Source organism: Acidithiobacillus sulfurivorans, assembly GCF_018853815.1.
Taxonomy (GTDB): domain Bacteria; phylum Pseudomonadota; class Gammaproteobacteria; order Acidithiobacillales; family Acidithiobacillaceae; genus Acidithiobacillus; species Acidithiobacillus sulfurivorans.
This window is the reverse complement of the sequence record NZ_JAAOMP010000126.1, coordinates 74,959-95,676: the sequence shown is the minus strand read 5'-3', so window position 1 is coordinate 95,676 and position 20,718 is coordinate 74,959. Positions and strand designations below refer to the sequence as shown.

Annotated in this window: 19 protein-coding genes and 2 tRNA genes; 6 read left to right on the top strand and 15 right to left on the bottom strand. The window is 52.8% G+C overall.

Features of this window, described 5'->3' with window-relative positions; genetic code table 11:
* Window positions 1–86 precede the first annotated feature (86 nt).
* The 5 genes from HAP95_RS11995 (at window position 87) to HAP95_RS11975 (ending at window position 7,711) form a co-directional block, all read left to right on the top strand.
* On the top strand, window positions 87–761 hold the full coding sequence (locus HAP95_RS11995; protein ID WP_215884435.1) for a heavy metal response regulator transcription factor: 675 nt from the start codon (window positions 87–89) through the stop codon (window positions 759–761).
* On the top strand, window positions 739–2,181 hold the full coding sequence (locus tag HAP95_RS11990) for a heavy metal sensor histidine kinase (protein ID WP_215884434.1): 1,443 nt from the start codon (window positions 739–741) through the stop codon (window positions 2,179–2,181). Before HAP95_RS11995 ends, HAP95_RS11990 begins: the two co-directional genes overlap by 23 nt.
* Window positions 2,182–2,280: 99 nt before the next feature.
* The gene (locus tag HAP95_RS11985; protein ID WP_215884433.1) at window positions 2,281–3,597 is read left to right on the top strand and encodes a TolC family protein; all 1,317 of its coding nucleotides are present in this window, start codon (window positions 2,281–2,283) and stop codon (window positions 3,595–3,597) included.
* Window positions 3,598–3,623: 26 nt separating this feature from the next.
* The gene (locus HAP95_RS11980; RefSeq protein WP_226832746.1) at window positions 3,624–4,640 is read left to right on the top strand and encodes an efflux RND transporter periplasmic adaptor subunit; all 1,017 of its coding nucleotides are present in this window, start codon (window positions 3,624–3,626) and stop codon (window positions 4,638–4,640) included.
* Window positions 4,637–7,711: an efflux RND transporter permease subunit gene (locus HAP95_RS11975; RefSeq protein ID WP_215884431.1), complete on the top strand. Its 3,075-nt coding sequence runs from the start codon at window positions 4,637–4,639 to the stop codon at window positions 7,709–7,711. The genes HAP95_RS11980 and HAP95_RS11975 overlap by 4 nt, the downstream gene beginning before the upstream one ends.
* Here the strand turns inward: HAP95_RS11975 and HAP95_RS11970 are convergent.
* From HAP95_RS11970 to HAP95_RS11935, 9 genes are all read right to left on the bottom strand, one after another.
* Window positions 7,695–8,348, bottom strand: coding sequence for a YidH family protein (locus HAP95_RS11970; RefSeq protein WP_215884430.1), 654 nt, complete (start codon window positions 8,346–8,348; stop codon window positions 7,695–7,697). The two genes, HAP95_RS11975 and HAP95_RS11970, sit on opposite strands and share 17 nt — an antisense overlap.
* A 45-nt stretch (window positions 8,349–8,393) precedes the next feature.
* Window positions 8,394–10,022: an APC family permease gene (locus HAP95_RS11965; RefSeq protein WP_215884429.1), complete on the bottom strand. Its 1,629-nt coding sequence runs from the start codon at window positions 10,020–10,022 to the stop codon at window positions 8,394–8,396.
* 436 nt (window positions 10,023–10,458) lie between these two features.
* On the bottom strand, window positions 10,459–10,587 hold the full coding sequence (locus HAP95_RS17310) for a hypothetical protein (RefSeq protein ID WP_264318849.1): 129 nt from the start codon (window positions 10,585–10,587) through the stop codon (window positions 10,459–10,461).
* The gene (locus HAP95_RS11960; protein WP_215884428.1) at window positions 10,584–10,787 is read right to left on the bottom strand and encodes a hypothetical protein; all 204 of its coding nucleotides are present in this window, start codon (window positions 10,785–10,787) and stop codon (window positions 10,584–10,586) included. The genes HAP95_RS17310 and HAP95_RS11960 overlap by 4 nt, the downstream gene beginning before the upstream one ends.
* A gap of 139 nt (window positions 10,788–10,926) precedes the next feature.
* Window positions 10,927–11,000 (bottom strand) — tRNA-Cys (locus HAP95_RS11955).
* A gap of 39 nt (window positions 11,001–11,039) precedes the next feature.
* Window positions 11,040–11,114: transfer RNA gene (locus HAP95_RS11950), tRNA-Gly, on the bottom strand.
* A 21-nt stretch (window positions 11,115–11,135) separates the two neighbouring features.
* On the bottom strand, window positions 11,136–11,723 hold the full coding sequence (gene pgsA / locus HAP95_RS11945; RefSeq protein WP_215884427.1) for a CDP-diacylglycerol--glycerol-3-phosphate 3-phosphatidyltransferase: 588 nt from the start codon (window positions 11,721–11,723) through the stop codon (window positions 11,136–11,138).
* A 15-nt stretch (window positions 11,724–11,738) separates the two neighbouring features.
* On the bottom strand, window positions 11,739–13,598 hold the full coding sequence (gene uvrC / locus HAP95_RS11940) for an excinuclease ABC subunit UvrC (protein WP_215884426.1): 1,860 nt from the start codon (window positions 13,596–13,598) through the stop codon (window positions 11,739–11,741).
* A 15-nt stretch (window positions 13,599–13,613) separates the two neighbouring features.
* Window positions 13,614–13,931 (bottom strand): gamma-butyrobetaine hydroxylase family protein, encoded by a 318-nt coding sequence (locus tag HAP95_RS11935; protein WP_215884425.1) that lies wholly within the window; start codon window positions 13,929–13,931, stop codon window positions 13,614–13,616.
* A gap of 91 nt (window positions 13,932–14,022) precedes the next feature.
* Between HAP95_RS11935 and efp the strand changes: the two genes are divergently transcribed.
* Complete coding sequence (gene efp, locus HAP95_RS11930) at window positions 14,023–14,583, top strand: elongation factor P (RefSeq protein ID WP_215863273.1); 561 nt, start codon at window positions 14,023–14,025, stop codon at window positions 14,581–14,583.
* 41 nt (window positions 14,584–14,624) lie between these two features.
* Here efp and HAP95_RS11925 read toward each other — a convergent pair whose 3' ends face one another.
* The 6 genes from HAP95_RS11925 to HAP95_RS11900 form a co-directional block, all read right to left on the bottom strand.
* A complete protein-coding gene (locus tag HAP95_RS11925) occupies window positions 14,625–14,960 on the bottom strand; it encodes an FtsB family cell division protein (RefSeq protein ID WP_215884424.1) in 336 nt (111 codons plus the stop codon).
* Window positions 14,961–15,019: 59 nt separating this feature from the next.
* Window positions 15,020–16,300, bottom strand: coding sequence for a phosphopyruvate hydratase (gene eno / locus HAP95_RS11920; RefSeq protein ID WP_215884423.1), 1,281 nt, complete (start codon window positions 16,298–16,300; stop codon window positions 15,020–15,022).
* Window positions 16,297–17,142, bottom strand: a complete 846-nt coding sequence (gene kdsA / locus HAP95_RS11915; RefSeq protein ID WP_215884422.1) for a 3-deoxy-8-phosphooctulonate synthase — start codon at window positions 17,140–17,142, stop codon at window positions 16,297–16,299. The genes eno and kdsA overlap by 4 nt, the downstream gene beginning before the upstream one ends.
* A complete protein-coding gene (pyrG, locus tag HAP95_RS11910; protein WP_215884421.1) occupies window positions 17,139–18,770 on the bottom strand; it encodes a CTP synthase in 1,632 nt (543 codons plus the stop codon). Before pyrG ends, kdsA begins: the two co-directional genes overlap by 4 nt.
* Window positions 18,771–18,919: 149 nt before the next feature.
* A complete protein-coding gene (locus tag HAP95_RS11905; protein ID WP_215884420.1) occupies window positions 18,920–19,960 on the bottom strand; it encodes an NAD(P)-dependent alcohol dehydrogenase in 1,041 nt (346 codons plus the stop codon).
* A gap of 31 nt (window positions 19,961–19,991) precedes the next feature.
* Window positions 19,992–20,663 carry a cupin domain-containing protein gene (locus HAP95_RS11900; protein ID WP_215884419.1) on the bottom strand — a complete coding sequence of 224 codons (672 nt, stop codon included), beginning with the start codon at window positions 20,661–20,663 and terminating at the stop codon, window positions 19,992–19,994.
* Between the last annotated feature and the right edge of the window lie 55 nt (window positions 20,664–20,718).

Sequence of the window (20,718 nt, the reverse complement as noted above, 5' to 3'; positions counted from 1 at the left end):
TCCTCATATCAGCCAGCAAGTTGTTATGACGACTAAACCAGAGTATTTTCCCCATATTCTGGTTTACTGAATTTTGACCTCTTCCCATGAAAATTCTGGTTATTGAAGACGAAGCGAAAACGGCTGCCTTTCTCAAAAAAGGATTCAACGAGCTAGGCTATGTGGTGGATGTTGCCGACAATGGCGTAGACGGCCAGCACCTCGCCGAAATCGGCGAACATGAAGTGATTGTGCTCGACCTGATGTTGCCGGAGAGGGATGGCTGGTGGGTTCTTCAGGACATCCGTAAACGGCATCCTGATCAGCCGGTCATTCTGCTGACCGCCCTGGATGCCGTAGCCCAGCGCGTGGAAGGTTTGCGCCAGGGCGCGGACGACTATCTGGTGAAACCCTTTGCTTTTTCAGAATTACTGGCCAGAATTCACAGTATTCTGAGACGGAGCAATGTGCGTACGGAAGAAATCATTTATTACGCCGATCTGGAAATGGATTTGCTCCGCCACAAAATCTGGCGGGCCGCCACGCCCATTAACCTGGCCCCTCAGGAATTCCGCCTGCTGGCCTACCTCATGCGCTTTCCCGGCGAGGTGCTGACCCGCACCCGCATTGCCGAGCAGGTCTGGGACATGCATTTTGAAAGTGATAGCAATGTTGTGGACGTCGCCATCCGCCGCCTGCGCCGAAAAGTCGATGATGCCTTTCCGGATAAATTGATCCATACCTTGCGGGGAGTTGGCTATGTTCTTGAGCTACGCCAATAAAACCTTACTCAGCCTGGGGCGCTCCATGGCGCTCCGACTCACGCTCTGGTACGCCCTGTTGAGCACCCTCCTGATTGCGGTGGCAGGGGCCGCTCTGTACTGGATTCTGGCGGAACAATTACGTGCGGCTGACAGCCAGATCCTCACCAGTAAAATCCATGCAGTACACACGGCCATCCGCAACAGCACGGACAACTTTTCCGAACTCCGTCACGAGACGCAGCTGGAGGCCAGTACTATCCGTGGGGTGTACATCTGGGTGACGCGATCTCAGGAAGGGATCATTGCCCGGGGTCGCACTTATAACCCCCTCCTCGACAGCAACAAACCCTTTGATCGCAAACCGCAGGCTTTCCAACCCGAACAATGGCACTGGAAAGTTAAAAAACACGAACATTTTCAGGTGATGGCACAGCGCTTTGCCGGCAAGCCAGCCAGTATCATTTACGTGGCTATCCGCATCAGTGAAAGGGAGCACTTTCTGGCTTTTTATCGTTACGCGCTGGCTTTGTCGATTGTTTTTGCACTGCTTATTGCCATAGTAGCGGGATATTTGATTGCCCGACGGGGATTGCGCCCTGTCCACCAATTAGCAAGCATGGTAGACGAACTCAGTGCCAGCCAGTTACATCGCCGCATTGCCGGGAAAAACTGGCCCAGCGAACTCGCCACACTGGCTGAAAATTTTGACCAGCTGCTGGAAAGACTGGAAGACTCCTTTGCCAGGATTTCCCGCTTCTCGGCAGATATTGCCCATGAGTTGCGTACGCCCATCCATATTTTACGCGGTGAGGGCGAACTGGCGCTTTCCAAGACCCGTAGTATCCCGGAATACCAGGCCTGTATCGCTTCCGCCATGGATGAATATGAACGCTTGTCGCGCATGGTAGATGCCCTTTTGTTTCTGGCCCGGGCAGAACAGGATCATAACGCACTGGATAAGCAACAGCTGGACATTCATCAGGAAATGGCTTCTCTTTGCAGTTTTTATCAGGCTATGGCGGATGAACAGGAGGTTATCCTGCACAATGATACTCAAGGATCCATCGCCGCAAACTCTGATCTCCTGCGCCGCGCTGTCAGTAATCTGCTGAGTAATGCCCTGCGCCACACGTCAGCAGGTGGCAGCATCCGGATGCACAGTGAATGGTCCCGCGATCAGATTCAACTGATCGTAAGCGACACCGGTTCAGGCATTGCCGATGCAGATATTGACCGGGTGTTTGACCGCTTTTACAGCGCAGATGCGGCACGCATGCGCCGTGGACAAGGAACAGGGCTAGGACTGGCCATCGTACAATCCATCATGCGCCTGCATGGGGGTAAGATCCGCTTAAAAAGCGTTCCCGGAAAAGGGACGACGGCCATTTTATTTTTCCCGATAATTTCCATGGATAATCATCATGGCAACATAAGATGACGATTTGGTCATCTTGCGGTCATCTTCTGGACATGCAGCAATGTCATAATAAAAAAACCATCCCATTCATAAACACATATTCCAGATAGTCGAGAAAAAATGCTTTTTCAATTTACACCGGATAATCGTCGGTCTGCTGCCAAAAATTGGCTACTGGCTTTAAGCTTGGGTTGTATATCTATTGGCGCCCATGCGGCTCCCCTGACGCTCGATCAGGCCATTAACAGCGCCCTGCATAATCAGGCGACCGTTCAGGCCGGCCGACACCAACTGGAAGCGCAACAAGATCTCAGTCGCAGTGCCGAAGCCCGACTGCTACCCGCTCTTTCCCTGAATGCGGCCACTATCTGGACCCAATCCCGCGCCGGTCAGCCTGTTTTTGTCAGCGCCAATGGCGCACGGGAAATGCTGGGGCAAATTCGCTTAAACCTTCCCATTTATGCGCCGCAAACCCGGGCACTCAGCAAACTGAGCAAAGATCAGGTCACTATTGAACGCTTTCATCTGCTGCAAACCCGCCTGGCAGTGGCCGCACAAGTGAGTATGACCTATTACCAGCTGGCCCTGAGTAATAACATGATCGCAGTCTGGCAACGTGTCCTCGTTGCTGCCAGGCAAGTATTTCAAGCCACCCAGGATGGTTATGCTGCGGGTACCCGTTCCCGCCTGGCGCTGAAGCAGGCGCAACTGAACCTGTTGCGCATCCAGGGCAAACTGGAACAAACCCTGGCCCAAAGTGGGGCCATCCGTCAGGTTCTGGCCTTGCAAACAGGGCTCGGAAGCCATTTACCACCACTGGCAAAAGTCAGCAGCCCACTCAAGCCGTTACCGGATTTATCCAAAATCCAGAGTCAAGCCATGCAGGCGCAACCCTTACTCCGGGCAGCTGATGCGCAAATTCAGGCGGCCCACGCCCAATTGCAATTCCATCAAAGTGCCCGCTTACCGGTATTCAGTGCCAACGCCGCTTACGGAGTCGATAGTGCGACCATACCGCATAGTGCGCAGTTAGGTTGGCAGGCGAGTCTCAATCTGCAGATGCCGATTTTTGGCTTTGGTCGTAACCGCGATCAGATTGCGGCAGCCCAGGAACAGGTTGCGGCATTACAGGCGGCCAAATCGGCTTTGCAAATGCAGATACGCAGTCGTCTGGCACAGGACGCCGGGGCCGCCCGGGCGGCCAGTATTGCCCTGAAAGATGCTGGGAAGATCATGCGCAGTGCTCAGGCGGTGTACTCCATGACCCGCAAAGGCTATCTGGCCGGTGCAGAGAGCGCATTAGCCTTGCAACAAGCTGAAGATGCCTGGGTTCAGGCTCAACTGCAGGCTACCAACGCGATGATTCGCGCCCGTTTAAGTCGCACACAACTGGTTCTGGACAGCGGCGTCCTGCCGGGACAGCGTGCATCCTCATGACAATCCACTCCTGGAAGCTTAACGGCATGAAATTTTTACCGCATTTTTATCGGGTATCGCTACCTTACTGCTTCAGCCTTTTTTCAGGCGTTCTGCTCCTCCTGAGCGTTCATAGCGCCTGGGGAGCTGCCATACCCGTGCGGACGGCTCCGGTCAGGGTAAGTGCTGCTATTCAGCAAAGCGCCCTGCTCGCCCAGGTTGAAAGTAATGGTGCCGCCACTTTGACAGCACCCGTAACCGGACGCGTCCTCGGTCCGCTGCTCCCCGATGGACCCGTAACAGCCGGAACGATCATCGCCAGGATCGCGGCGCCCGGGCTGCAGAGCAGCATCCAGACCGCCCAAAAACAGATCGCCTTTTCTCAAGGCCAGTATTTGCGCGATCAGAAATTGTATCAGGATGGCGTCATTGCCCAACAAAATGTCGCAACCAGTCGGTTGACGCTGGCAGAGGCGCAATCCCATCTCCGCATTTTACAGGCGCAGGCCGCTCAACAAACCCTCAGCGCGCCCTTTGCAGGCAGCTTGCATTATCTGGTTCCGGCAGGGGCCGTAGTCAATTCTGGAACAGCCATTGCGACCCTGGATGGTCGCGGAAAACCCTGGGCACAGGCCTATGTCACCCCCTCCCGCGCCCGAAGCTTGCGCCCCGGATGCACCGTCATTCTGCACGGTGCAGACTGGCACGGCCTGGGACACGTCCGTTCCATAGGACAAAGCGCCCGCCATCTGGGACTGGTGTCCGTCTATATTGATCTGCCGGCACAAAGCCTGGCGTTGCCCGGCGAATGGCTGCAGGCAGAAGTACAACAAGTTCAAGGCCACGCCTTCCAGATTCCCACCACCGCCGTGGTGATGCATGCCGCGCAGATCGAAGTGTTTGTTATCCGCAAAGGCAGGGCCATGGCTGTTCCCGTACATATCGTTGCCAGTCAGGCTGGACAAAGTTGGGTACAGGGCGCTCTGCAAACAGGCGAGCAGATCATTATCAGCGCCAATGATCGTTTGGTCAGCGGCACCCCGGTACAAGAGCAACAACCATGAGGGCGTATCTGCATTTTCTCTGGAGCAATCGCTTCAGCCTGTTGCTCAGCGCATTATTATTACTGGGTGCAGGCTGGTTTGCCCTGCAGAGTCTTCCGGAAAGCGTCTTTCCGAATGTCAATTTTCCAAGAGTGGCGGTCCTCGTCAATGACGGCAGCCTGCCCGTCAAGTTCATGGAAGTGGAGGTAACCAAGCCCCTGGAAGCGCTGGCAAAAGGTCAGCCAGGGGTGCGTCTGGTCCGCTCTCAAACCGGTAACGGATTGAGCAAGCTCAATATTTATTTTGAACCAGGAACCAACCCGCAAACCGCATACCTGATGCTGCAGGCACGCCTGGCTCAATACCGCCTGCCTGCCGGTGCGCAACTGCGGGTGATCCGCATGGCGCCCTATACCTATCCATTTGCTGAATATGCCCTGGTGTCCAATCAGCAGAGCAGTTCGGCAATGATGCCCACTTTTGCCTTTAAAATACGACCGGCTCTACTGTCCATTCCCGGGGTATATCAGGTGCAGGGCACCGGTCGCGGCTGGCCGCAGGTGCATGTGGACCTGGATCCGGCACGGTTAGCGCAACATCACCTCAGTGTCCAGCAGGTCATCCATGCCTTGCAATCCGCCCAAGGTCCATTTTTTTCAGGGATTCTGCACGCCTATCATCAGCAGTTGATTCTGGCGACGACAGCGCGGCCTGAAAACGATCAGACGTTGGCCGCCTTGACCCTGCCACTGGGGCCACCCGATGCTTCCGGTGCCCGCACTCCGCTGGCCTTGGGCGCCCTGGGTCGGGTGCATACCGGGCCTCCCCCGCTGCTGAGTGAAGCAGCCGTACCCGGTTATCAGCACGCTCTGATTATTGACGTACTTTCACAGTCCGGCGCCAATGACGTCACCGTCGCCCACGCCGTGCAAACACGTCTGGACAACTTGCGAAAACATCTCCCCCCGGGTGTCCATCTGGTACCCATTTATGATCTCAGCCACCTGATCAGTCACAGCCTGCGCGATGTCTGGATTGCCCTGGGGCTCGGCAGCCTGATTGCCTGGCTGGTCGTATTGGCCTTTTTGGGACGTCTGGACGGAGCTCTGGCGACTTTGGCCGTGGTACCTCTGGCACTTGCCGCCACTTTCCTGGTCCTGCACATTCTCGGATATGGCCTGAATATCATGACTCTGGGGGGAATAACCGCAGCCATTGGTGCTTTGGTGGACCATGCCATCGTCGTGGTCGAACGCGGACTCCATGGTCTGCAGGGCAAACCTTCCAATCGTCGCCAGCTGGCGTTACGCCGCAGCGCCAGCATTTTACCATTGATGAGTCTTGCCACCCTCACCTCCTGCCTGGTATTTCTGCCTCTGCTCTTCTTATCCGGCACCCTGGGGTTGCTGTTCCGCCATATGGCATTGGCCATCGTCATTGCCCTGCTGGCATCACAACTGGTGGCCTTGCTGGTCACACCGATTCTGACAGCATGGCTCGCCGGTCGTGTGACCTCACCTTCCCGCCGTTTGCATCATGCGGAGCGCTGGGTGCGCCGGCACTACAGTCAATGGCTCATCGCCGGGATGCGTCGCCCTTATTGGGCCATTTTCCCTGTCGCCATACTGGCAGGGGCCGCCGGACTGGCACTCACGGTTCTGCCGACCGCATTTCTCCCACACTGGGATGAAGGCATTATTTCTGTACCCTATCGCACCCAGGTGGGCAGCAGCGTTGCCGAAACCACCCGGATCGGCCGTGCTTTTATGCAGGTGGCACTGCACAATCCCAATGTGCAGCGTGCGTCCCTTATGGTCGGCCGTGGTTTCGAGTTCCGTCACGCACCGGCCAACAAAGGCGCCATCACCATCGTCCTCAAACCGGATCATCACGACAGCACCGAAACCGTAATGGCAGAACTGCGCAAACAATACCGCAGCATGGCCCCCAATCTGATCGGACTCTCTTTGCATCAGACCATGATTGTCCGTCTGGGCAACCTCTCGGGCGCACACGCCCCGTTGGTTATTTATCTGTTCGGCTCCCATTCCAGCGTTTTGCGTAGCGAAGGAACAAGGCTGGCTGCCGCCCTGAAAAACAGTCATGATTTTGCATCAGTCAATTTCAAGTCCCCATCGGCAGGGCCAGAGTTGGAAATCACCCCCACGCCCATGGCCGCACTTTATGGCATTACCCCGCCGGGTATTGCCGATCAGCTCAAGGCACGTTTCTGGGGAAGACCAGCGGGTTTCTTGCTACATGGCGAACAAATACTGCCTATTCGCGTTAAACTGGTGGGGCAGCCACAGACTCCGCAAACCTTGTCCGCGCTGCCTATCCAACTGCCCAATGGGACCATGACCTCTCTTTCCAGCCTTGCTTCCCTGCACATTCAAGGTGCCATTCCCTTTGTGACACATCAGAATCTGGTGCCTGATGCCTACATGTGGTTACAACCAAAGCCAGGAGAAGGTCTGGCCCAAGCTGCCCGTCAGGCCAAAAAAATCATCTCCCAAATGCACTTGCCCGGCAACATCACCCCGGTACTGGGGGGTTACTATCGACAACAGCGTCAAAGCTTTCAGCAGATGGCGCTGATTCTGGCCGGCGCACTGGGTTTATTGCTGATCCTGCTGGGATTTCAGTTCAGCAGTCAACGCGCCGCCGTGGCGGCGCTCCTTTCCATCGCCTTGGCAGCACCTGGCTCCCTGCTTTTGTTGTGGATTTGTGGATTGGAACTCGACAGTACGGCTTTTCTGGGCGTGTTGCTGGTTTTTGCTATTGCCGTCAACAATGTCATTCTGATTTTTGCACGCGCCCGCCAAATTGGGGGTGCCCATCCCCGCCCTGCTTTGGTGGCTTTTGCTGCGCGACAGCGCCTGCGCCCCATCCTCATGACCATGCTCGCGGATGTTTTCGGGTTTTTACCTCTGGCTATTGGCATTGGTCATGGCACTGATTTACTGAAGCCTCTGGCCATTGCGGTCATGGGTGGGTTACTACTCTCGATATTCATGTCCTTGTGGCTGGCTCCCGTACTGTATAGCGCTTTCATGACGCAGCCGTCAGATTCGCTCAAATCGAAAGCTTGATCAGCAAATAACTCAGCAATGACAAACAGACCAGCAAAGACAAGCCATAAAACCCATATAATTTATGGTGGGGATGATACGCACCATGCTCCACCTGATAAACGGTGAGCATAAAACCACCGAGTCCAACAGCAATATTGATAATCCCTAATATCAGGAAAATAATGCTCATTCCTGAGAAGCTCGCATGCAACGTAATCACCCGGTGCATCATCAGCGCCAGCTTGGTCAGAAAGAAATCGAACTTTTCCATCACAAAACCGAAAATCACAATACTGATCCCGGTTCTGATCCAGGAAAGAAAAGTGCGCTCCGCCGAAAAATAAATACGTGGATCCTGAATTTCTTTTGCAGTGACCGGGGCACCACGATTGATATAGCGCAGATCACGCACAAAAAAATAAAAAACCATAAATAACAAGATCAGCACTGGCCAGGTCAAAAGCTTATACAAGTCCTGAAAAAAAGGAATCAGCCCATAAAAATGCAAAGCAGCCAGTAACAAGATCATTTTTTTGGAAAGAATACCTGTACCAAAGGCTATAAACAGAAATTTCAAGTAAGACAGGTAAGTTCTTTCCATGCTCAGATAAAGCCTGGGCTCGCGCACACTGGGCAGGTGTTTTAGCAGAAGCATATTATCCGGCGAGTCTTTGGGCTATGGTCATGATTCCATTCTTATCTAAGGAGCAGCTGGAGGAACCTTATTACCAAACTGACGCATGTACACGCGCATGGTTTTATCCGCTACTGACTCACGAATAGCCAGATAAAATACGCTGAGAGCCAAAACCGCCAAGGCTCCCATACTGGGGAAAAATGCCAAAAATCCCAGACCACCAAGATCTTTAGGACCAATCCAACTGATGGCCCACATCCCTATAAAGTATGGGAATATCCACCACATGTATTGCCAGCCCATTTCTGCCCAGCGACCTTTTCGAAAAATACCAGTAAACGCATATATAGCCAATAAAACAAATAATGTAATAAAAATAAAGTTCAGCGTTCGCAAACCTGACCAGTAAACAATCCAGGTGGATACCACAAAGGCGATAGGGGCCAGCACCGGTGCTCCCCACAAACGAAATGGACGCTCCAGATTCGGCATGGCCTTGCGAATCTGAATCAGGGCAATGGGCCCGATAGAGTACGAAAGCACCGTCATGGAGGCAATATATCCGACCATTTTCTGCCAGGATGGGAAAGGCAGAAAAAATATAATGCCGACCAGGAACAAAAGAATAAGCGTCACCCAGGGAACGCCATAGCGATTGATCTTGTTCAGCCACATGGGCGCCGCACCGGTTTCAGCCGTAGCCAAAGTAACCCGCGCCGCAGTGGTCGTGTAAATCAGCCCTGTACCTGCTGGCGAAATAAAAGCATCCACATACAGTAAGGTCGCCAACCAACCAATGCCCACCGCCGCTGCCAATGCTGCAAAGGGACCATTCACCCCCTGGAAATGCAAATGTACCCATCCATCTTTGGCAATATCTGCAGGATTCACCGCACCGAGAAAGGCAACCTGAACGGCGATGTAGACTGCCGAAGCAATCAGCACCGAACCGATAACCGCAATAGGCACATCCCGCTTGGGATTTTTACTTTCCCCGGCCAAATCTATGGCATGACGAAAACCCAGCAAACTGAATATGACCCCACCGCTGGCAATCGCGATGAACATGCCATGCACATCACTCAGCGTATTGTGGGCGCGCATATGAAAGTTTCCAGGGTGCCAGGCCACCACAATCAACATCACCGCCGTTAATAAAGGAATACCAATTTTCCACCAGGTCGCCGCATTATTGATCCTGAGTACCCAGCCAATCACCATGAAATTGGTGACCACAAACAAGCCGAGCATGATCACGGCGATCAAAAACCCGAAACTACTCAGTAAATCGGTATGCGGCTGCAATAGACCCGGATAATAGTTGTTGGCATAGGTTAATACGGCCGTCACTTCCAATGGGGCGATGGAGGCGTAAGAAAGAAATAAAATCCAGCTCCACATATGTCCAACAATAGGTCCATTGCCGACATGAGCCAGATGGACCACCGCCCCGGCACGCGGAATCATGGGTGCCAACTCGGCAAACACCAGGGCCAACAAAAGAATGGCTGCCGCTCCCAGAATCCAGGAACCAATGGCCAATGGGCCAGCCATTTTTGCCGTGAACAAAGGCCCAAATAACCAGCCAGATCCTATAGATGCACCTACACAGGCCAATATCAGGCCAACGAGTCCGCCTTCACGTTTTAGAGCGTTTTTTTGAGAAGTGTCGGATTTCCTGGACACAGGCATGTTCGAACCTCCTGATTCATAAAACATGACAAAACATTGAAGCTGGACAAATAATATTTATTTTTATGATAAACAAATGTTGAATATTTTTTATATCTATCTCATATTTATATAAAAATGTCAATTTTTATCAATACGGCGACACGACAAGTATTCTAATTTATCATGCATATGGTAAAATATGGCCCATTGCAAGAGATAGAATATGATGGATGAAATCAAGAAAATTACGATTAAATCGAATGTGATTGCAGATGACATAACTCATCAGCCGCCTTACCTCTGGGCTGTCAAGCAGCATCAAAAATTGGCCAGTTATGAGTGAGTTTCAGCGCTTTGATTGATTCAATGGAATACGTGAGATTGCCTACTCAGTTCTTTAAAAGAGTCGATTTTTGTCATTATGAATTATTTCCTTCTAATGCCAAAACGTTAATCATCCATGCCCATGCCCATGTTGATGATTGTTTGCCTTTTGCTCACGCTTGAGGTACCAAATCACGCCAGCACCAATCAAATTGGACACGCCCATCACAATAATGAATGCAATCCAGTAATCACTCATGATTTGGCCTCTTTATCCTTGAGAAACGAAAGCACCCATACGGCAAACCATTGCAGGTTGACGAACCCCACTGCGGCAAGTGCTAGCTCCAACCATGCCACAGGGTGGGCATCTATTGCAGCATAGCCAAAAGCGCCGAACTCTGCAAAAGCCATTAGGCTAAACACGCTGGCTATATGTTTAAGCTGGTCATCATTCATTCATCACCCAGCATCCTCGCCAAATCCCTAACTCGCGGGTGAGTATAGCGCTTCAGCATCTGCAAGGTCATGTGGCCGGGATGGCCGCTACCTGCATGGGGCTCAGGCTCTTCTTAAAAAATAGATTGGTTGATTTTATTGGAGGCTGGGCCCGGAATCGAACCGGGGTACGCGGCTTTGCAGGCCGCTACATGACCACTCTGCCACCCAGCCTTAAAAGAAAAGGGAAAGCGTAAAACTTTCCCTCGATATTGGAGCGGGAAACGAGGCTCGAACTCGCGACCCCAACCTTGGCAAGGTTGTGCTCTACCACTGAGCTATTCCCGCATGGGCGCAAAGATAAAGGTATCACCCATCCTTGTCAAGATCAGCGCCAGAGGCCATCAGACTGGGCCAGGCAGCTTGCAGGTAACCGAGCATACTCCACAAGGTCATGATGGCGGCGACAACTAAAAGCCCGATTCCCACAATGCGGGCGGACACTCCCCACAACGCTTCGCGATATACCAGAAATAAAATGGCCAGCATCTGGGTGGTCGCCTTGGCCTTCCCCAGCCAGGACACCGCCACCTTTTTGCGCTCACCGAGTTCCGCCATCCATTCCCGCAGGGCGGACACGGTAATTTCCCGGCCCACGATCACACTGATGAGTATCCCGGCCAGCACTGGCGTCATTTCTTGCGAAGAAGCAATAAGTATCAGGGCGGTCACCACCATGATCTTGTCGGCCACCGGGTCCAGAAAGGTTCCGAATGGTGAAACGCCCTGATAGCGTCGCGCCAGATAACCATCTGCCCAGTCGGTAATGGCGGCAATGGCAAAAACAGCCGTTGCTGCATAGGTTCTTGCTTCACCCCCCCAATAAAACAGGGCGACGAATATAGGCACCAGCAGAATGCGGAGAATGGTCAGATAATTGGGTAAACGCTTTATCACAGTCCGCTAACTTCCTTAATGAAAATGATCATAAATGCGTTGGGCCAATTCCTGATGAATTCCCTCCACTCTTTGCAAATCGTCCAGACCCGCATCGCGAACTCCCTTCAGCCCACCAAAAGCGCGCAGCAACGCCATGCGCCGTTTGGAACCAATGCCAGTGATGCTATCCAGATCAGACTCCTGACGGTTCTTGCTGCGCCGCGCACGATGACCGGTAATCGCAAAACGATGCGCCTCATCCCTGATTTCCTGAATGACCAACAAGGCAGGGTCATCGGGCGGCAACTGCCGTGCCATCGGCCAACCGGGTACATGCAACAGTTCCATACCGGGTCGGCGGGTTGCCCCCTTGGATACGCCGCAAAGCTGGATCTCATCGATTTCCAGCATCGCCAGTGCCGCCTCGGCACGTGCCAGTTGCCCTGGTCCGCCATCTACCAGAACAATCTCTGGCAACGCCATTCCTTCTTTTTGCAGACGACCATAGCGTCGATAGACCGCCTGCTCAATCGCCGCGTAATCATCGCCACCAGTCACATCACGGATGTTGAAACGGCGATAGGCTTCCTTCATCGCACCATCTTCACCGAAAACCACGCAGGAAGCTACTGCCGCCTCACCACGAGTATGACTGATATCAAAACATTCCACTCTCTGCGGCAACTCAGGAAGCTCAAAAAACTCCTGCAGCAACATCATTCTTCGCCGCCCCGCACGAGCGTTCTGGGTACGCTGGCGCAATGCCCCCACGGCATTGGTATGTGCCATAGCCATCCAGCGTTTACGGGGCCCCCGCTGCGGCGCATCCATAACCACCTTATGCCCGGACTGGATTATCAAGGCCTCCGTCACTGCAGCGCCATTGCGAGGCAATATGTTGATCAAAAGATTCCCCGGCACATCCTTGTTATTATAGAACTGCATGAGAAAACCTGCCATGACATCCGGCCCGCGCAGGTCTTCAGCATGCTGAGGGAATAAGGCCCTGCCACCCAGTTGACGACCATTGCGGATAAAGCTGATGAAAATGACCCATTGTCCGTTTTCCTGGATCAGGGCAATCACATCAAAATCGCCACCACCCGCTTGTGCCACATATTGGCGCTCCTGAATTTTGGACAGGGCGGCGATTTGATCACGACGCCGGGCCGCTTCTTCAAAATTCAACTGTTCCGCCGCCTGTTGCATCCTTTCACCCAGATTGCGAATAGCCTCGTCACTCCTGCCCTCCAGAAAGCGGACGGCATCATTCACATCCCGGGCGTAGTCTTCGGGGAGAATATGCCCCACACAGGGGCCACTACAGCGTTGAATCTGATATTGCAGGCAGGCGCGACTGCGATTACGAAACGTATGATCTTCACAAGTCCGCAGACGAAAGGCCTTTTGCAGCAGCACCATACTTTCACGTAATGCCGTCACCGCCGGATACGGACCAAAATAATGCCCTTTTTTCTTTTGTGCGCCACGGTGCAGACTCATTTGCGGGAAAGACTCACCGGTTTCAATCAACAAATACGGATAACTTTTATCATCGCGCAGCAATATATTGTAGGGAGGATGGTGGCGCTTGATGAGATTCGCCTCAAGCACCAGGGCCTCGGTTTCCGTATGGGTGACGAGTACTTCGACAAGTTGCACCTGCGCCAGCATAGCGAGGGTTTTGGGGCTATGCCGCTGTTTCTGAAAGTAAGAACTGACGCGACGCTTCAGATTGCGCGCCTTACCGACATAAAGCAGGCGTCTGCCGGCACCGTACATCTGATAAATGCCGGGCTGACTGGTCAGCGTGCGCAAAAACTCCCGGAGATCAAAAGGTGAATCAGATTCCAGCCCCTGATTGGCAGGGTTTTCGGAGGGTTCTTGCGTCATCACTTTAATGGGATTTTATACTGTCTCGGCCTGCTGCGTATCCAGACGACGCAGATATTCCCAGGTAAAAATCCCGGTGCTGTGGCCATCGCTGAAATGAATCTGAATGGCATAATTCCCAACCGGCAACACATCGACAATACTCACGTCTTCCTTGCCGGTGATCACCCGGGCTTCATCCGGGGTGTGCCCTTTGCATTCCGCACAGGGGCATTCCACCCGCAGATATTCAAAACTGAGAGCACTGGTATGAGCATCTGCCCAGTCAATTTCCATCTTCCGACTGATCATCAAGGGGCGAATTTCCAGGGGCTGGGTGTGCGTGTCAGACATGAGAAACCTCTTAAAGGAGCGGACTGGTCAGAAATAAGCCTCTAGGGTACAATTCACGCCCTCTAAAGGGAATGCCCACAAGGATGATGGTATGAAGATTTCGGCCTTTGATATTCGCCCCGGCAACATTCTGGAACATGAAAAAGGGCTTTGGCGGGTACTCAAAACGGATTTTGTGAAGCCTGGCAAAGGCGGGGCCTTCGTTCAGGTCGAAATGAAAAACATCGAAACAGGGACCAAATCCAATACCCGTTTCCGCTCGGGTGAAACCATGGAAAAGGCCGTGGTGGAAGCCAGAACCATGCAATATTTATATGCTGACAGCACCGGATACGTATTCATGGATAACGAAAACTTTGAACAATCCATTCTCAGCGAAGACCTGCTGGAAGGTCAGACCGGGTATTTATTGCCTAACACGGAAATTCAGGTCAATTTGCATAATGATCGCCCCATTGGGGTGGAATTACCTTCAGTGGTCGTTCTTGAAGTGACCGAAGCCGATCCGGCCATCAAAGGACAGACGGCAACAGGCTCCTACAAATCGGCGCGTATGGAAACGGGTATTACGGTGATGGTGCCCCAGTTTGTGAATTCCGGAGAGAAAATCCGGGTAAATACCACTGATGGGACGTATATAGACCGGGCCTGAATGACAACACCGCCTTACCCGGATAGGATCAGGCGGTTTGTTTAAGAGTTTTCCGTTGCCGGAATCACCCAGACGAAAATTTCGCCTTTACTGACCATACCCAAATGGCGGCGCGCCAGCTCTTCTACGGCGCGATCCCCGCTTTGGAGGCTGACCACCTTGGCTTCCAGATGATCATTGCGCGTTTCCAGCTTTTTCAAAACCACTTCTTTGCTCTCCAGTTTGTGATGTAATTCACCCACATTCAACCAGCTACCCGTTCCAAACCACAGTGGGTATTGTAAAGCACATAAAGCGGCGAGCAACATGAAATCAACCAGGCGCATTTCTGATTTTGCCGTATTCACTTTGGCTTTGAACTGCGCCCAATCAAACATATCGAAATAATCTCCGGGAAATGCAAGCGTCTTTGCAAACGCTCTATAATATCTACCTTTTAGTCGAGATTATAAAAAGTTGCAAGTCCTGGATAACGTGCGACCTCACCCAATTCTTCTTCAATACGCAAAAGACGATTATATTTGGCCACCCGATCAGTACGTGACAAAGAACCGGTTTTAATTTGTCCACAACCCGTGGCCACGGCCACATCCGCCAAGGTCGTGTCCTCAGTTTCACCCGAACGATGCGACACTATGGCGGTATAACAATGGGTTTTTGCCATTTCAATGGCCGCCAGGGTTTCTGATAACGTCCCAATCTGATTGAGTTTAATCAAAATACTATTGCCCACACCGCGCTCAATCCCTTCACGCAAAATGGCGGTATTCGTCACAAAAATATCATCACCCACCAGTTGCAGACGGTCGCCCAAACGATCTGTCAGGGTAATCCAGCCCTCCCAGTCATTCTGGTCCATACCGTCTTCAATGCTGATCAAGGGATAACGATCGGCCAGCGCAGCCAAATAATCCACAAATTCTGCACTGCTTAATTCACGTTTTTCGCTGGCCAGATGATAACGACCATCCCGATAAAATTCGCTGGAGGCCACATCCATACCCAGCCAAATGTCCTTACCCGGTTGATAACCGGCCTGGGTAATGGCATCCATCAGCAATTCCAGGGCCGCTTCATTGGAAGGCAGGTTCGGGGCGAAACCCCCTTCATCGCCTACCGTTGTCGCTAACCCTTTCTTCTGCAAGACCCCTTTAAGGCTGTGAAACACTTCCACACCCATCTGCAAAGCTTCCGAAAACGATTCCGCACCCGCAGGAATCAGCATGAATTCCTGCATATCCACATCATTATCAGCATGGGCACCGCCGTTAATGACATTCATCATGGGTACCGGCAACTGTACCGGACCCAGGCCACCAATATAACGATAGAGCGGCTGTCCGGCGGCGTGGGCGGCGGCATGGGCAGCGGCCAGGGAAACACTCAGAATGGCGTTGGCACCCAGACGGGACTTGTTTTCAGTACCGTCCAGGGCGCACATGGCAGCATCCAGATGCTCCTGATCTTCCGCTTCCATCCCCAACAGGGCATCCTGAATTTCACCGTTAACGTGCTCTACCGCCTTGCGTACGCCCTTGCCACCATAACGTGAGCCGCCGTCCCGCAATTCCATGGCCTCCCGCTCACCCGTCGATGCCCCACTGGGAACAATGGCGCGTCCCGTGGCCCCATTTTCCAGATGAACTTCGGCTTCTACAGTAGGATTACCACGTGAATCCAGTACTTCACGACCTTGAATGCGGACAATGGCGTTCATATTAAATCCTCAGGATGATTTTCAGGAAAATCTTGGGCTTTGACCATCTGGTCGATGTGTTGAAGGGTGCGCAGCAGGCTTTCCAGCCGACCCAGTGGCCAGGCATTGGGACCATCAGACAGGGCTTCGGCAGGACGCGGGTGGGTTTCCATAAACAGACCGGACACCCCCGCAGCTACAGCGGATCTGGCCAGTACCGGTACAAACTCCCGCTGCCCGCCGGAACGATCTCCCTGCCCTCCCGGCAGTTGCACGGAATGAGTCGCATCAAAAACAACCGGGCAGTCAGTCTGGCGCATCACCGCCAGGGAGCGCATATCCGAAACCAGGTTATTGTATCCGAAAGAAGCGCCCCGCTCGCAGACCATAATCTGGGCATTACCCGTCGCCTTGGCTTTTGCGGCAACATGAAGCATGTCCCAAGGTGCCAGAAACTGGCCTTTTTTAATATTGACCGGCTTTCCGGCTGCAGCCACAGCCTGAATAAAGTCGGTCTGACGACATAAAAAAGCAGGAGTCTGGAGGACATCCACGACCTCGGCAACCGCCTTCACATGCTCTTTTTCATGGACATCGGTAATGACGGGCACGCCCAACTCCCGGCGCACTTTTTCGAGAATCCGCAGACCTTCGTCCATGCCCGGACCGCGAAAACTGGTGCCCGAAGAACGATTCGCCTTGTCATAAGAGCTTTTGTAAATAAAGGGAATATCCAGGCGATGACAGATGTCCCGGAGCGTTTCCGCCGTCTGCAAGGCCAGTTTTTCACTTTCTATGGCGCAAGGGCCCGCAATCAGAAAGAAAGGACGATCCAGCCCGACCTCGAAACCGCACAGATTCATGACTGTTTCTCCCGCTGGGTAACAGCCGCCGCCATGAAGGCATCAAAAAGCGGATGGCCCTGACGCGGGTTACTGGTAAATTCAGGGTGAAACTGACAACCCAGAAACCAGGGATGATCCCGCAATTCCACCACCTCGACCAAAGCACTATCCGCCGAAAAGCCGGTATATTGCAAACCAGCCGCCGCCAAAGGCGCTCGATAGCGGTTATTGAATTCAAAACGGTGGCGGTGGCGCTCATAAATGGCGGTTTGGGCATAGGCTTTAGAGACCAGACTGTCCGGCTGCAAAGTACATTCCTGCTCACCGAGACGCATGGTTCCCCCCAGCTTGCCGCCCTCTTCCCGATAAGCCGTATTACCTTCGGGATCAGACCATTCGGTCATCAGGGTAATCACCGGGTCCGGCGTTTCCGGGTCCAGCTCGGAACTGTTGGCATTGGCCAGCCCTGCGCAATGGCGGGCAAATTCCACTACAGCCAACTGCATTCCCAGACAAATTCCCAGATAGGGCACTTTATTTTCTCGCGCATAACGAATTGCGGTAATTTTTCCCTCTGTACCACGCCCGCCAAATCCACCAGGTACCAGTACCGCATCGACTTCAGCCAGTATGCCCGTACCCTGGGATTCAATATCTTCAGCATCCACATAGAGAAAATGCACCTTGCGCCGGGCCCGCAATCCCGCATGTAACAGGGCTTCCGCCAGCGACTTGTAAGACTCGGTCAGCCCCACATACTTACCGACCAGGGCAATGACAATCTCCCCTTCGGGATTTTCCAGGGCATGAATAATCCCCTGCCACGCGCTGAGATCCGGTGCCGGGGCCTGCAGACCCAGGTCCTGCAACACCAGATCATCCAACCCCTGATCATGGAAAAGTAACGGCAGACGGTAAATACTGTCTGTATCAATGGCTGAAATGACGGCTTTTTCAGTGAGATTGGAAAACAGGGCGATTTTGGCGCGATGATCTTCCGGGATCGGGCGATCTGCCCGACACAACAGTACATCGGGTTGAATACCAATAGCGCGCAACTCGCGCACCGAATGCTGGGTCGGCTTGGTTTTCATTTCACCAGCTGAGGGCAGATAAGGTACCAGGGTCAGATGCATGAACAGGGTATTGCCGCGCCCTTCTTCCACGGCCATCTGGCGGATGGCTTCCAGGAACGGTTGAGATTCAATGTCACCCACTGTTCCACCGATTTCCACCAAAGCCACATCCGCATCATTGGCACCAATACGAATCCGGCGTTTAATTTCGTCGGTCACATGGGGAATAACCTGCACGGTGCGGCCCAGATAATCACCACGACGTTCTTTTTCAATCACTGTCTGATAGACCAGACCGGTCGTGAAATTGTTGCGCTTGGTCATGCGGGTCGAAATGAAACGCTCGTAGTGACCGAGATCCAGATCAGTTTCCGCACCATCTGCGGTGACAAACACTTCGCCATGCTGAAAAGGGCTCATGGTACCCGGATCTACGTTAATATACGGGTCCAGCTTCATCATGGTTACTTTGAGCCCGCGCGCCTCCAGCAACGCAGCAAGAGCCGCGCCGGCGGCACCCTTGCCCAACGAAGAAACCACACCACCAGTAACGAAAATGTATTTGCTCATAGGTCTCGACGTGCACGCGCTTGATGCTGTGCATGGTAGCCAATTCGGACCTAAGGCACAACGCGAACAATAAGCAGGAAGGGAGAAACAGGGTCTTGTGACCGGGCCCGCTGTGGCAGGCCCGGTAGGTACATCTTTCGGAGCCCTTGTTACAGGGTAGCCATATCAATGACAAAACGGTACTTAACGTCGCTTTTCAGCATCCGTTCATAGGCCGTGTTGATGTAGTCCATGGGAATCATTTCAATATCCGAACCAATTCCATGTTCTGCACAAAAGTCGAGCATTTCCTGGGTTTCACGAATACCGCCAATGAGCGAACCCGCCAGCTGACGACGTTTGAATATCAGGTTAAAGACTTCCGGAGAAGGATGTGGCTCAGCGGGAACACCCACCAGCGTCATGGTGCCATCCCGCTTCAGCAGGCTCAGAAAGGCATCCAGATTATGAGAAGCGGCCACCGTATTGAGGATAAAATCAAAGCTGTTGGCCTGCTGAGCCATTTGTTTGGGATCCGTGGAAATGCAGACCTCATCAGCGCCCAGACGTTTACCATCTTCGATTTTACCGGGTGAGGTCGTAAATAAAACGACATGAGCCCCCATCGCATGGGCCAGCTTGACTCCCATATGACCCAATCCACCCAAACCAACAATACCAACCTTTTTACCCGGCCCCACCTGCCAATGACGTAACGGCGAGTAAGTGGTGATGCCCGCACAAAGCAACGGAGCCACACTGGCCAGATTTTTCTCGTCATGGCGAACTTTCAGTACAAAAGACTCCTTGACGACCACGCTTTGAGAATAACCCCCAAACGTATTCTCTCCGCCAAATACCGGGCCATTATACGTTCCGGTAAAACCATTCTCGCAATATTGTTCTTCACCCTCGTCACAGGAGCTGCAGTGTCCGCAACTGTCCACCATACAACCGACGCCTGCAAAATCACCTACTTTGAAATTTTTGACCTGATCACCGACAGCCACCACCCTGCCGACAATTTCATGACCAGGCACTGAGGGATAAATCGTGTTTTTCCACTCATTACGGGCCGTGTGCAAATCGGAATGGCAGACACCGCAGTAAAGAATCTCAATTTTGACATCATCCAGACCCGGCTGACGTCTTTCAATTTCATGCGGGGCTAAAGGGCTGGTGGATGATTGGGCTGCATAGGCTTTCGTCATAATATCTCCTTAAATCACTTATCGTGTGTACTTAACTGCCATCTGCCGACAAAGGCAGATGGCCCGTTTTAACCAGAATCAGACAACCTTCCTTGCTGAAAGGCTGGTGGGCACTCCAATGGGGGCTACGCATCCAGGTTCCGGCAGGATATTCGCCGTGCTCATCGGCAAATATTCCCTCCAAAACCAGTATTTCTTCACCGCCATAATGACGATGTGCCTGAAAATAAGTTTCCGGCTGCCAGCGCACCAGGGCGGTGTGCTCTCCCTCAAAGTCAGCCAGGGGGAGTACCGTGAGGCCATCTACCAGACCGGATGACCAACGCGCCTGGGCCATATTGACCCGTACCGGCTGTAGATCCCGAGGATTGAAGTGGCGCAACTTTACAAAAAGGATGCAGCCCTCATCTGAATAAGGGGCATGGGCAGAACCAGGAGGATTACGCAAATAAGTCCCAGGACCATAACTTCCTGTCTCATCGGAAAACGTACCCGTCAGAACAAAAATTTCTTCACCCAGAGGGTGTTGGTGTTCTGGAAAATGAGCACCGGGTACATAACGTACCACGGAAGTCGCACGGGCTGCTTCCTCCCCGTCCCGCTCCAGCAAACGGCGCTGAACGCCCTCTGCCGGAGAACCCTGCCAGGGTAAGTCCGGGGTGTAAATGACCACAGTTTTGGACCAATCGGTATTGAGCTGCATCACTATCTCCTGTTATTACATACCGTCTGGTTGGTATAAATTTTAGGAAATAGCG